This window comes from Membranihabitans marinus, from assembly GCF_021729155.1.
Taxonomy (GTDB): domain Bacteria; phylum Bacteroidota; class Bacteroidia; order Chitinophagales; family Saprospiraceae; genus Membranihabitans; species Membranihabitans marinus.
In genome coordinates, this window is sequence record NZ_JAJQYA010000019.1 from 49,669 (window position 1) to 63,756 (window position 14,088).

Consider the following 14,088-nt stretch of genomic DNA (forward strand, 5'->3'; position numbering starts at 1 on the left):
ATCACGCCTCGGCACAGTGGCGAACCCACCCGGAGCGCAGTGGCTCCGGTTCCCTCATCCGGCTTACCCACCCAAAGCCAGTGGCTTTGGTGCCTTCGTCATTGGTAGATTGACTACCAATGGTCCTGCGGACCCTACTCAGTTAGATTTAGTCCATCGAGTTGCTCTAAAGAGCAACTACATTCGGTCATCTTCGTCAAAGGTCGATTTACGACCTTTGGTTGCCATTCTAGCAACTTTACTCAGTCACGCCGTAGCTAAGGCTATGCTGGCAATCCCTCCCGAAACGCGGAGGTTTCGGCTCCTTCATCATTGACCGATTTACGGTCAATGGCTCTTTGAGCTTCATTCAGTCGTAGCCTCGTCAAACTTCAAATACTCCCGAAATCTTTTCCGTCATTATAAAATGTAATTTGTATAAAATGTATTTCATATAATTTGATATATTTTTATTTGAGAAGAAAAATACAGCGATGAGAGGATAGACGGATTATCCTTATAACCGCATCTGGTATATTATGGGAGGAAAGACAGATATTGAAGAATGGAATTCGTAATTATCAGCTAATGGTGTACAGACTATGCCTTTATTATATTGGAGGTTAAATCATTCAATCGTTTGTACCAAAATTGTAGTTCTTTTTTACTTTCGGATTTTTCAGTAATGTCTTTCCAAACCATGGTACAGATGAAATTATTTTTCTTTTGATATCCTCGATTCTTCCAGAACTGGTCAAGCTTTGTATAGCCAGAGGGAGTTAAAAGATGATTATTCGGTCGTAAAACTGCACAGAATACAGCGAAGTTGTATAATAATTTACGGGCCCAAGATTCCCTTTCTTCAAAAAATTTAAGTCCAATTCCCTGACCACGATATTTTTTTTGGAGTACAGATTCACTGAAATAAAAAATTTCATCAATAGGTGGTTCGGAGTTTATCCATGGAGCTTTTACGTTGTCGGGTTCATATTTTAGCGGTAGGCCAGTAGATACGCCGATGACTTGGTCATCGTCAAATGCGACTACAATGATGGCTTGTTTTGCATTGAGGAAGGCTTCGAGATATTCAGATTCTGAGTCCAGCGATCCGTCATATAGATATGGAAATTCTCTAAATACTTCTATTCTCAATTTGGCTAAATCCTGAATATAGGGTTGTGCTTCTGACGCTGTAAATGATTGAACTCGTATGGCCATAGATGGGATTGGTTTATCGAATAATCTTTATGCATTAATGCTAAATGAATTTATCTAAATGAATAGATAGGTGTCATTTTTGCGCTATATAATATTTAAACATAGTATAATTTCATCCAAGTTTAGAACATTTCTTCCGCAGGATGTTTCCATGGCTGTCGATACTTACGCAAAAGTAAGGCCGTGGCTTCAGCATCGTTTTCAATAGATTTTTTAATTGGATCGTAAACCAGAGGTCGGCCAAGTTGCATAGATAAATTGGCAAGTATACAACTGGCAGAGGATATATGGCCTTCTTCAATATCGGCAATGGGTCGGTGTCCATTTTCAATAGCTGATAAAAAATCTCTCATATGTCGTCTTGTTGCCGGTGCTGCATGTAATTCGATATCTTTTTCGGTAAGATCTTCAGGGTATAACTCTCTTTCGTAGACTACATCTTTTTGAATGGGGGATAAGTTTTTGTCTGTAGGAGAATATTCATAACGCTGCACACTAGCCTTTAAGGTGCCTTTGTCTCCGTATATTTTAAAAGACCAAGGATAATCTGGATCAGTGGCTTGACCCCAGGTCCGATGTTGCCATAGGCAGTTGAGGTCATCGTATTCAAACAGAGCAGATTGTGTATCGGAAATATTGGATTTGCTTTCGGTTTGCACATAAATGCCGCCAGTAGAGCTAATGCGTTTAGGCCATTTTAGATCCAACATCCATCTTACGGTATCAAACATGTGGACACACATATCTCCAGTGATACCATTGCCATATTCCATAAAGGCTCTCCACCATCTGCGGTGGGGAATACCATCATAGGGCCGTAAAGGAGCAGGACCGGTCCACATATCGTAATCTAAATAGTCTGGAACATCCATGATTGATGGTTGGCCTTTGGCGCGCATATGGTAATAGCAGCACATCTCCACATGAGCGATCTTGCCTAACAATCCAGCATCGACGATATTTTTTTTGGCATCTATGAGGTGAGGGGTACTTTTTCGCTGTGTGCCTACTTGAACGACTTTGTTGTATTTTCTCGCGGCTGCGACCATGGCTTCTCCTTCCATTACATCTACACTGATGGGTTTTTGCACATAGACATGAGCGCCAGCTTTTAGTGCTTCAATGGCTTGTAGACAATGCCAATGATCGGGGCTACCAATTATTACAATATCTAGTTTCTGCTCATTTAGCATTTTTCTATAGTCGCTGTAAGTCAGTGGTTTTTTGTCTGATTTTTGCCGTTGCACAATGAGGTTAGCTGCCTCTGCCAACATGTTTTGGTCGACATCGCATATACATACTACATCGACGTCGGTGACCTGCATAAGTCTGAATAGATCACTTTTGCCATACCATCCACTGCCGATTAAGCCAACGCGCCAAGCTTGGTTGGGTTTTTTGTGATTGACATTGAAGTCGCCAAGGGAAGAAAGGACTAGGGATGCGGTGCCGCCTTTAATAAAGTGTCGTCTATCGATGTTGAAATCCATAATTCTTTATTTTATACAAACTTTAGATGTTGAAATAAAGTTATAATATTTTGTATAAAATGGGTTGTAAATTTTGAAAATTGATTGTAAAAACAGCGGTATATATTAGGTTATGAGTATTGTCGAGAGAATTATTGGGGGCTAGGGTCAATGTTTTTATAATTGACGGTAGTATTGTGTCAATGATGCTGCACACTTCGCTGGACAATCTTGACCAAAGGTAGATTCACGACCTTTGCCACCAGCCCTCTATTAGGTCATTCATTATCTAATTCATTCTTGATAATATGCATTTAGTATACTTTCTAAGTACTGAGTAAATCGTAAATTTCTTTATGTGAAGAAGATTGAAGGGCAGATGAAAATATTGTTTTTAATTTTTAACTTGTTGAATGCTGGTATATTTTGAGAAAGGAATTGTCATTTGGGTAATGGTTTCTTAAAACATGGTAACTTTAATGACGATAAATAAACTGATGTTTGATTCTATATTTGTATGAATATCAGTATCCTTTTATACACCATATAATACTAGATTTGAGCAATTCATCTACCATAATAAAATCCATTACTACTATTCGAGGTGGTCATGCAGAATTAAAACAAGATTCATTGACCATTGAAGAAGCTTTAGTGATCAAGGTCAGTGTTCCTACGGCACAACCTCCGATTGAGGGGAAGAATATTTCTATTGTGATGCGCACACCTGGAGCTGATGTAGATCTCGCTTTGGGGTTTTTATTTACAGAGGGAATTTTGACAACTTTCAGTCAAGTCAATGATGTGAGAATGATGGGGAGCAGTATTGAAGTGGTATTAAATGAATCAGAAGACATTGATTTTAGTAAAAATGAAAAGAGGTTTTACAAATTAATAAGGCGTGGTGTAAGTAGAAAAGTCAATATAGAATCTATAAAGTCGGTCTGCAGTTTGGATCTAACTACAGGATCAATGCGAATAGGTAAGGGATTGATATTGGGGTTTCCTCGTCGATTAAGAAGTGGTCAAAGGGTATATAATGATTTAGAGTCTTTATATGCTGCTGCCTTATTTGATCAAGGCGGGAGGTTGTTGTCTTTTCGCGAAGATTTAGAGAGTCATTATGCTTTGGATAAATTAATTGGTCATTATTTTCAAGAGGGCAAATCACTCTTGAATAGCGGTATTTTGTTCTTGAATGGGGGAGTGGGTTTTGAGTTAATACAAAAAGCGGCTATGGCCGGTATTCAAATGGTATTGGCTAGTGGGTCGCCTTCGAGTTTGGCTGTAGATTTGGCCAGAGAATTTGACATTACTTTAATAGGGTGTTTAAAGGCCGATCGGTACAATATTTATCACGATTCAGGGCGGGTGGTGATAGAAGATGATATGATATAGAGAATGTGGAAGAAGGTAAGGATTGATAGATTGGGTTGGCAATTTATTAGATAGAGTATGGTTGTTGAAGTTTTTTGTTTTTAATTAGGTATTTGTAATTCAGGTGGTTAGGATTGGGTTTGTGATTTAGATTTTTCAAATAGGTAGTTAGGCGATAAGGGTTTTTTTCCGTATTTTATGGAAAAAAGTTGTTGTTATGGAAGCTAAATATAAAAGCTTGTCAATTGACGACTTTCAAAAACGTTTCCCAGATAATGAAAGTTGTTTAGTTTATTTGGCAAATAAAAAATGGAAATCTGGGTTTAAATGCCATCGATGTGGGCATAATCGATACTGTAAAGGAGGTAAAAACCATGTACGCCAATGTACATCATGTCGATATAAAGAATCTCCGACGGCAAATACTCTATTTCACAAAGTGAAGTTTAGTTTGTATAAAGCCTTCACCGTGGTATATTTTGTTTCGACGAATAAAAAGGGAATATCGTCGACTGAATTGAGTCGAAAGTTACAGATTGGACAAAAAACATGTTGGCTTTTCAGGCAAAAAGTTTTAAAAGCCATGGAGAGTAAAAATAGATTTGGACTATCTGGTAACATTGAAGTGACGGATTTTGTGCTCGGGAAAAGAAAGATAATAGAAGAGGGTAAAGTCAAGTATATCAAGAGAAGAGTGATATTAGGAATTGAAAAGAAAGGACGTGGTATATCCCATGTCTATGCTGCTTGGATTAAAGATCGAAGTTTTAAAGAGATCAAAAAATACATGAAAAAATATGTGTTGAGCGATTCTATTATTAAGTGTTATCATTGGTCTGGATACGATAAGCTTGACCAAGATTATGATAAAGTGATACGAGTTAGAAAGAGTGAATCCCAACTGGCTTTGTCTAAAAGAATGGAAAAAAGCCTGGTAGATTGGTTAAAGGGAATGCATCATGATGTTGATTTACTTCAGAATTATTTAAATGAATTTTGTTATCGATTTAATCGAAATCAGATGAAGGAAGAGATTTTTGATCATCTTTTAGATCGAATGGTCAATCATGGGAAGTGGACCTATAAAAACATTATCGCTTAACTTACTATTTAGATGCCACCGGTTGCCATTATTCCTATTCCTTCCTCGATATCCATTCAACTTTTACCCCCTTTAAATGGTCAAATACATAGGTAGGATATCTTGAAAATAATCAAGAATCTTTAAGAACAAAATTCTATGAACTGACTGATGCCAAATGCATTGGGTATAATAGGAATTACATTTATAATTTTATTGAAAAATGAAATTTAATACTGATCATTATAAATTCAGTCTCGTCGTAGCACAGTGGCTAAAATCCTATCGAATTACGGGGCAGTCACGCCTCGGTCGAGAGGCCTCCGTATCTTCAATGGTATTATATAATATTGAAAAATGGAATTTATACCAATCAATATAAATGCTGTCTCGTCGAAGCACAGTGGCTGAAATCCTATCGAATTACGAGGCAGTCACGCCTCGGCCGGATTCCCTATTTAATTACGGAGCTGTCTCGTCGCAGCACAGTAAAGATTACCATGAAATTTTATTGATACTACGCCGGAGCCAGTGGCACTCCCTCCCGAAACGCGGAGGTTTCGGCTAAATATCCTCGGCACAGTGGCTAAAATCCTATCGAATTACGGGGCAGTCACGCCTCGGCCGGATTCCCTATTTAATTACGGAGCTGTCTCGTCGCAGCGCAGTAAAGATTACCATGAAATTTTATTGATACTACGCCGGAGCCAGTGGCACTCCCTCCCGAAACGCGGAGGTTTCGGCTAAATATCCTCGGCACAGTGGCTAAAATCCTATCGAATTACGGGGCAGTCACGCCTCGGCCGGATTCCCTATTTAATTACGAAGCTGTCTCGTCGCAGCGCAGTGGCTGCGACTTCTCTCGCCCAATGTCCATTTAGGACATTGGGTGCTTCGCACTTCGCTCGTTCACCCACCCACGACCAGTGGTCGTGGTTCCCTCATCAAATGTCCATTAAGGACATTTGGTTGCCCTTTGGGCAACTTTATTCGGTCATCCTCGCCAAAGGTCGATTTACGACCTTTGATCCTTCGGATTTTGCTCGGTCATCCTCATCTATTGCCATGCCTATTGGAATATCGAATGCTATTTTTGTCATTTGCTAATATATACACCAACTTCAAAATTCTTCAATTTCAATAGTATTCAATTAATATCTGGCCTATCGGTGGACTTGTGGTCTAAATTAGTATTTCAGTCCTAGATCTTCATTGATGATGTTATCATTCATTAGTTGAAGTCCAAAAAAACTTCGGCAACCCATCGAGGTCAACATTTTATTATTTGGTCGATTGTTTTCTTTGTGTAGATTTGTATAAAGGAATTTAACTATTATGAATATTAAAGGTCTCATTGCCGCAACCTATGCCCCATTAAATACAGATGAATCACTCAATCTCAATCTCGTCCCCGCTTATGGTGACTTTTTAAAGAGAAATGCTGTGTCGGGTTGCTTTATTAATGGTTCTACTGGTGACTTTGCCTCTTTAACGGTGCAAGAAAGAAAAGACTTGTTCATTGCATGGGCTCAAAATAAACCTGATGACTTTTATCTCATTAATCATGTCGGTCATACCAGTATTAAAGTGGCCAAAGAATTGGCTCAACATTCAGCTCAAAATAAGGCCGATGCCATAGCTGCCTTGTCTCCATTTTATTTTAGATTGCCCAGTGTTTCCCATCTCGTAGAATTTTGTGCTCAAGTAGCCAATGCTGCACCTGATCTGCCATTTTATTATTACCATATTCCCGTTTTAGCCGGTGCTGAATTTTCTATGCAAGAATTTCTAGAACTAGCCCAAGATAGAATACCCAATTTGGCGGGAATAAAATATACCTATAACAATATGGTCGATTTTAAATATTGCCTTGATTATTCCAATGGCAAATACGATATCTTGTTTGGCATCGACGAAGTCTTTTTATCTAGTTTGCCCTTCGGAGCCGAAGGCTGGGTAGGAAGTACATACAATCATTTGGCTCCATTGTATCACCTTATAAGAAAGGCCTATGAATCAGGAGATCAAGAAAAGGCAGCCAATTTGCAAGCCAAATCCATGCAATTTGTCGACTTGCTAAATGCAAGAGGTGGATTTAATGGTGCAGCTAAATCTTTTATGAAAGTATTGGGTATGGACTGTGGTCCAAGTCGATTTCCTCATGTGACCTTATCCGTTGAAGAACTGGTGGAAGTTGAAAAAGAATTAACCGATATTGGTATCATCGATTATTTGTCTCGTTAAAAAAGATACAAATTTTTTAAACATTGTAAACTATTTCCCATGGCCAGCAACATTAAAATTACATTCTGTTTATTTGTCCTTTGTATGAGTCAATCATGGGCACAAAATCAGTCCTTTTCTATAGATTCAGGCGTGATTTTACATCATGATCTGTTCAATGCCAAAGACAATGAAGAAATATCATGTTATAGAATTCCCGCTATAGCGACTGCTCCCAATGGTGATCTGATTGCAGCCATCGATGAAAGAGTGCCTTCTTGTGGAGACTTAAAATGGAGTAATGATATCAATATAGTGATTAGAAGGAGTAAAAACAATGGCAAGTCATGGAAGGCGATTCAAACTGTAGTGGATTTGCCTTTGGGCCAATCTGCCTCCGATCCATCGATGATCGTAGATCGGGTTACTGGAACCATTTTTCTATTCTATAATTATATGAATTTAGAAACAGAAAAAGATATTTATTACCTACACGTGATTAGGAGTGAAGATAACGGCAAAACATGGAGTAATGCAGTGGACATTACCGATCAAATAGCTAAAAAGGAATGGCATAAAAACTTTAAATTTATTACATCTGGTCGAGGTATTCAGACCAGGTCAGGTACCTTATTGCATTGTATGGTCAATATAGAGGCTGGCTTACACCTTTTTGGAAGTGATGATCACGGTAAAACCTGGTTTTTAAAACCGACTTCTATTCAACCTGCTGATGAGTCCAAGGTCGTGGAATTGAGTAATGGCGATTGGATGATCAATTCGAGGGTAAGAGATGCCGGATTGAGATATGTTCATGTGTCTAGTGATGAAGGTGAACATTGGGTGTCTAGGCCCGATCCTCAACTTATTGATCCCGGTTGTAATGCAAGTATTATTCGCTATACCGCTGTTGCTGATGGTTATGACAAAGATCGATTGTTGTTTGCCAATGCCAAGTCGGAAACTCATCGAATCAATATGACGGTACGAGTAAGTTATGACGAAGGGAAAACTTGGACTGAAGGGAAAACAATCTATCCCGGAGAATCGGCCTATTCCTCATTAACCGTGCTCAAAAATGGGGATATTGGATTATTTTTTGAAAAAGACGACTACAGTGAAAATCCCTTTGTTCGATTTTCTCTTGAATGGTTGACCGATGGTAAAGATCAATATAAAAAACCCAGAAAAAAGTAAAAATCGGCAATAATATTCGGACTTCTAATAACCTAAATGCAGGGCTTCACGAATCTATAAATCTTCTCTTGGAATGGTGATGATAGAAATTAGATATCGTAAATATTTATAATTCCTGTAGATTAATATCTTTATATGTAAGTGTAAACTCCCCACAGTTAGAAGATCAAAGTCAAATATTGTTTTTATTCTTTACGGATATGGTCTATTTATGTTATAAGTCTTATGATTTATGAAAAATATAAATGCTTTTAACATAGTTGTGTAAATTATTTTTTTATTGTTTCTACAATGTGTATAATTTAATTGAGATGTTGATATTCAATTTCTTATGAAAATATTATTGTGATCTCTACTTCCTTTGGGAAATCGATCAGTCTAAAACATTTAATATTATATTAGGGAATCAATGGATTATTTTCTATATTCGGTAACGTTACCGATAGAATAATCGATTTTTGGAATCGTTGGTTTCGATTTTAGATCGGAATAGTTATGAAAAAAGAAAATCGTAAGACTATTGATGGTATGACCTTTAAAACTTATGAATTTGATCACATTTTAACATTAATGAAGATGAATTACAAATGGATTTACTATGTTATAGTAGTTAACCTCGGCTTGTTTGGAGCCCTCGGCTCGGGATATTCTTCCCCAGTATCGAAAATTCCAGATAATGTACACGGATCTACAAACCATATTCTGCAAGAAGCTATTACGGTGTCGGGATTGGTTACTGACCAGGAAGGAGAAGTTTTAATTGGGGTGAATATCCTCGTGAAGGGCACATCCAATGGAGCATCCACAGATTTTGATGGTAAATTTACCTTGAATGATGTCGATGAAAATGCTATTTTGGTTCTGTCTTATGTAGGTTACCAAACGATGGAGGTAGCTGTGGAAGGCCGTTCAGATATTGTAATTCAGATGAGTTCTGATGCGCAATTGTTGGACGAGCTGGTCGTGGTAGGATATGGTACAGTGAAGAAAAGTGATTTAACAGGATCTGTTTCCAATTTAAGTGGTGAGACCTTTAAGAATCAACCCATGACTCAGGTATCTGAGATGTTGACTGGAACAGTGGCTGGTTTCTACGCCAATCAAGGCAATTCAGCTCAAGGTGGAGGTAGCTTAGAAGTTCGTGGGCCCAACTCTATCAATGCATCGAGTAGTCCATTGATTGTATTGGATGGTGTGATTTATAGTGGAAGTCTTAGTGATATTAATCCTTCAGATATCGAAAATATCGATGTTTTGAAAGATGCGAGTTCTGCAGCAGTTTATGGTGCGCGAGCAGCATCTGGTGTCGTGATTATCACCACCAAAAAAGGAGGCGATACCAAACCGAGAGTTAGTTTTAGCACTCAATTAGGAACTACTGGTGTGACTGGCCAGCTCGAACCTTTTCAAGGAGAGGAATACTTGACCTTTCGTAGAGATGTGTTGCGGGTGACCAATCCCAATGTTGAAAGTTATTATTTTGACGATCCCAGCAATCTTCCCAGTGGTGTAACCCTTGAACAGTGGAGAAGCGCCAGTGGCAATCCCGCTGCGGACAACACCGATGAATGGTTGGCTCGATTGAGTTTCTTTCAAGTTGAAACCGACAACTATAAAGCAGGTAACGTAGTTAACTGGTTTGATGAAGTGGTTCAACCTGGCATTAGACAAAACTATGATCTTAGTATTTCTGGTGGAAATAAAGACCTTAAATACTATTGGTCTATTGGGTACCAAGACAATGAAGGTGTGATCCGTGGTGATCAGTTTTCTACCATAAGATCTCGACTAAACTTGGACTATACCGTCAGTGATTGGTTAAGTGTAGGGATAAATACTCAATTTGCCAATCGAGATCAAGGATCGGTTACTGCTAATCTGGGCAATATGTACAACATGAGTCCTTACGGAGATATATTCGAAGAGAATGGTGATGTGAAGTGGTATCCCAATACTTTCGTCGTGCAGAATCCCCTCATTAATTATTATGGACAAGAGCAATTGAATAAAGTGAACACAATGTTCTCTGCATTATATGCCAATGTCGGTTTGCCTTTCGGCATTAATTACAATTTATCTTTCCAGCCGAGGTTTGATTTTTCAAAAGATTATAACTTCTTTTCATCTAAAACCATTGCAGGTGGAGCTACTCGAAGTGGTGGTTATGGAACTCGTGCAGAAAGTTCTGGCTATGGATGGATATTTGACAATATATTAAGCTGGAAAAAAGATTTGGGTGTACATAGTATTGATGTCACGGCATTGTACAGTTTAGAGCGCAATCAAACTTGGTATTCATATTTAAATAACCAAACTTTTGTACCGAATCAAAACTTGGGATATAGTGGTTTGGCATTTGGTACCAATCCAGGTTTGAGTAGCACAGATACTGAAACCGCTGGTGATGCGGCCATGTTTAGAGTGAATTATACCTTAATGGGGAAATACCTGTTAACCGCTTCCATTCGAAGAGATGGTTGGTCTGCCTTTGGTAGCAAAAACCCACATGCTTATTTTCCAGCTGCTGCCTTTGCTTGGAAATTATCAGACGAAAAGTTTTTCAATTCTGATATTATCGACAACATGAAGGTCAGACTTTCATGGGGTGTAAATGGTAATCGATCTATTGGAAATTATGCCGCATTGGCACAGTTGAATTCTACACTCTATTACGATGGTGGCAGTGTAAGAGTGGGGGTGTTTAATAATACCTTGGCCAATAAAGATTTGGTTTGGGAAAAAACCAGTTCTATCAACCTAGGTGTGGATATGGGATTTGTGAGAGGAAGAGTGAATGCGAGTGCTGATTTCTATCAGATGACGACAACTGATATGTTGTTAAATCGATTGGTCCCTGAGATCTCTGGATTTGAAAGTGTTACCGCCAACCTAGGTGAAATGACCAACATAGGATTTGATCTAACCATCGGAACAGTTAACATAGATAAAGAAAACTTTTCTTGGAGCTCTAACCTCGTATTTTCTATGAATCGCAATGAAATCGTGGAATTGTTTGGAGACAAAGGTGACTATATCTTGCAAGGAGAAAATTTGAATGGAGAATTACCTGATTATACCAATGAATGGTTTCCTGGACACGCACTCGATGCGATTTGGGATTACGATATTCTAGGGATCTGGCAACTCGACGAGGCCGATCAAGCAGCTGAGTATAGATTGGAGCCCGGTGACTTTAAAGCGACTGATCTTAACGGTGATGGTGCTTATGAAGCAGTGTACGATAAACAATTTATCGGATACAGCAGACCGAGAGTACGATTGGGTTTGAGAAATGAATTTTCATTCCTTAAAGATTGGTCTGCTTCCGTATTTATTAGAGCGGACTTGGGTCATATGGGAGAGTTCTCCAAAGGAATTCGAAGTGGAGGTATTGATACTTATGATCGACGGAATACCTATAATACTCCTTATTGGACTCCGGACAATCCTATCAATGATTTTCCGAGTTTGACCAATAATTCTAGTGTCTATGGTGGTGGATTAGGATTCTACAAATCACTTTCATTTGTGCGAGTTCAAGATTTGTCCTTGTCGTATTCTGTGCCAGAAAATATAACAGAAATATTGAAATCTAGTAGTATTAGAGTATATCTGTCTGCGAGAAACTTATTGACCTTTGACAAATGGCCAGATTGGGATCCAGAATCCTTGACTGAACCCATGCCCAAAGTATTTACTTTTGGTTTGAATGTTACATTGCAATAATTTTTTCCTAATTTAATTAAAATGAAATCAATGAAAAATCGAAAAAATTATATATATCTATTGGCCTTAATGGTCGGCCTTATCTTATTCTCTTGTGACGAGGATCGCCTGGTCCCCAAGCCAAAGTCGTTTTTTACTCCTGAGAATGTATATACTGATGCAGAGGGATTTGAATCTATTTTGATCACTTTGCGAAAAAACATTAAAGAGGAAAATACTGGTAGTATCAATTGGATCGCAATGGAATTTGCCGCATCTGATTTAGGGTCGCCTTGGTCTCAATTGGACTTTTTTAATTTAACTCCAAGTACCTCACAGTACTATCCTTATCTGTCCATGTTTACTGAAGTCTATGAATTTATTAAAAATGCCAATGTAGTCATATCTCGGATCGACGATATCGAGTGGGAAAGTGAGGCAGAAAAGAATAAAATCTTAGCGGAAGCCTTGTGGCATCGATCTTATTGGTACTATAGATTAGTCCACACCTATGGCGATGTTCCTTTTGTAGGTAGTGAGGTTCAAGAAGTAAAACTGGATTTTCAAACTCACAGTAGAACGGCAATTCTCAATAAATTGCAATCGGATTTAGAGTTTGCAGAACAGTGGTTGCCTGAGTCTACTCCAATTGGAGAAGTGTCCAAATATGCTGCCTTGCATTTGTTGGCTAAAGTGTATTTGGCTGACAAAGAATTCGACAAGGCTATCGCCACAGCTACTGAAGTAATCAATGGTCCATTTGAATTGATGACAGAGCGATTTGGGATAGATGTTAGTGATCCCAAAAGAAATCTTTTATGGGATTTACACCGGCCTGATAATGTCAATGATCCTCAAAATAAAGAGACTATCATGTCAATGATTGACCGTTATGAAGCTCCTCCAGGAGCAAAGTCTTCAGGATTATATACTTTGAGATTGTACAATTGTCAATGGATGCAGTCTCAAGTGCGGGACAGTGAGGGGAAACCAGGAATGGTAGCTGCTGGCCCACAATACGATTCCTTAGGTAGAGGAAATGCCAATGTTAGAGTGACAGCTAGTTATCAATATCACATCTGGAATTACAAAGGCGAGACTTGGAGAAACACTTCGGATTTGCGTAGAGCCGACATCAATTGGATGGATATTGATGAATTTATCTACAACAATCCAGAATCTGTAGATTATGGCAAACCTGTTAACTCAGACTATTTTGCTCAAGCCTTGGATACTTTCAAGCATTTATATGCTATTCCATACTATATATTGTATCACCCAACTCAAGATGCTGGTGCAACACCGGTAGGGGGTAACGGTGATTGGTATATCTATCGTTTGGCAGAAACCTATTTGATCAGAGCAGAAGCGTATTTCTGGAAAAATGACTTGGCCATGGCTGCCGAAGATATCAATGCAATACGTACAAGAGCCAATGCAATACCTGTCACTGCGGCAGAAGTAGATATCGATTTTATTTTCGATGAGCGCGCCAGAGAATTATTTGCAGAAGAGCCTAGACACTCAGAATTGGTAAGAGCTTCTTATATTCAAGCTGAGTTAGGACTGAATGGATATTCTGAGGCTTCATTTGATACTAAAAACTATTATTTCGATCGCGTAATGGCTTACAATAAGACCTATGAACAGAAGATCGAATTGTTGGGGAATGAAGCGAATATGGCACCATTTCACATCTTGTGGCCGATTCCAGATCGAATTATTACTGCGAATACTCTTGCTGTGATCAATCAGAATAAAGGCTATGATGGCGCAGATAGGAATGTGCCGCCTTTGGAAACCATTGAATAAAAATTGATTACTTAACGGAACGGTCTT

9 protein-coding genes are annotated in these 14,088 nt (G+C 38.7%); 7 read left to right on the forward strand and 2 right to left on the reverse strand.

Annotated elements, in window-relative coordinates; translation table 11 throughout:
* Positions 1-579 precede the first annotated feature (579 nt).
* Positions 580-1,197: a GNAT family N-acetyltransferase gene (locus LVD51_RS12605; protein ID WP_236971737.1), complete on the reverse strand. Its 618-nt coding sequence runs from the start codon at positions 1,195-1,197 to the stop codon at positions 580-582.
* 122 nt (positions 1,198-1,319) lie between these two features.
* Positions 1,320-2,687 carry a Gfo/Idh/MocA family protein gene (locus LVD51_RS12610; protein WP_236971738.1) on the reverse strand — a complete coding sequence of 456 codons (1,368 nt, stop codon included), beginning with the start codon at positions 2,685-2,687 and terminating at the stop codon, positions 1,320-1,322.
* Positions 2,688-3,224: 537 nt separating this feature from the next.
* On the opposite strand from LVD51_RS12610, the gene LVD51_RS12615 reads away from it, so the two are divergent.
* From LVD51_RS12615 to LVD51_RS12645, 7 genes are all read left to right on the forward strand, one after another.
* Positions 3,225-4,064 carry a formate dehydrogenase accessory sulfurtransferase FdhD gene (locus LVD51_RS12615; protein ID WP_236971739.1) on the forward strand — a complete coding sequence of 280 codons (840 nt, stop codon included), beginning with the start codon at positions 3,225-3,227 and terminating at the stop codon, positions 4,062-4,064.
* 196 nt (positions 4,065-4,260) lie between these two features.
* On the forward strand, positions 4,261-5,145 hold the full coding sequence (locus LVD51_RS12620) for an IS1595 family transposase (RefSeq protein ID WP_236971740.1): 885 nt from the start codon (positions 4,261-4,263) through the stop codon (positions 5,143-5,145).
* An 825-nt stretch (positions 5,146-5,970) separates the two neighbouring features.
* Positions 5,971-6,231, forward strand: a complete 261-nt coding sequence (locus LVD51_RS12625) for a hypothetical protein (protein ID WP_236971741.1) — start codon at positions 5,971-5,973, stop codon at positions 6,229-6,231.
* Between the two features lie 228 nt (positions 6,232-6,459).
* Positions 6,460-7,368, forward strand: coding sequence for a dihydrodipicolinate synthase family protein (locus LVD51_RS12630; protein ID WP_236971742.1), 909 nt, complete (start codon positions 6,460-6,462; stop codon positions 7,366-7,368).
* 84 nt (positions 7,369-7,452) lie between these two features.
* Positions 7,453-8,544, forward strand: coding sequence for a sialidase family protein (locus LVD51_RS12635; RefSeq protein WP_236971743.1), 1,092 nt, complete (start codon positions 7,453-7,455; stop codon positions 8,542-8,544).
* Positions 8,545-9,039: 495 nt separating this feature from the next.
* On the forward strand, positions 9,040-12,270 hold the full coding sequence (locus tag LVD51_RS12640; RefSeq protein ID WP_236971744.1) for a SusC/RagA family TonB-linked outer membrane protein: 3,231 nt from the start codon (positions 9,040-9,042) through the stop codon (positions 12,268-12,270).
* 30 nt (positions 12,271-12,300) lie between these two features.
* Positions 12,301-14,061: a RagB/SusD family nutrient uptake outer membrane protein gene (locus LVD51_RS12645; RefSeq protein WP_236971745.1), complete on the forward strand. Its 1,761-nt coding sequence runs from the start codon at positions 12,301-12,303 to the stop codon at positions 14,059-14,061.
* Positions 14,062-14,088: the final 27 nt, after the last annotated feature.

Coding starts and splice junctions, on each gene's coding strand:
- LVD51_RS12605 (WP_236971737.1), bottom strand. CDS start 1,197: ATGGCCATACGAGTTCAATCATTTACAGCGTCAGAAGCACAACCCTAT.
- LVD51_RS12610 (WP_236971738.1), bottom strand. CDS start 2,687: ATGGATTTCAACATCGATAGACGACACTTTATTAAAGGCGGCACCGCA.
- LVD51_RS12620 (WP_236971740.1), top strand. CDS start 4,261: ATGGAAGCTAAATATAAAAGCTTGTCAATTGACGACTTTCAAAAACGT.
- LVD51_RS12630 (WP_236971742.1), top strand. CDS start 6,460: ATGAATATTAAAGGTCTCATTGCCGCAACCTATGCCCCATTAAATACA.
- LVD51_RS12635 (WP_236971743.1), top strand. CDS start 7,453: ATGAGTCAATCATGGGCACAAAATCAGTCCTTTTCTATAGATTCAGGC.
- LVD51_RS12640 (WP_236971744.1), top strand. CDS start 9,040: ATGAAAAAAGAAAATCGTAAGACTATTGATGGTATGACCTTTAAAACT.
- LVD51_RS12645 (WP_236971745.1), top strand. CDS start 12,301: ATGAAAAATCGAAAAAATTATATATATCTATTGGCCTTAATGGTCGGC.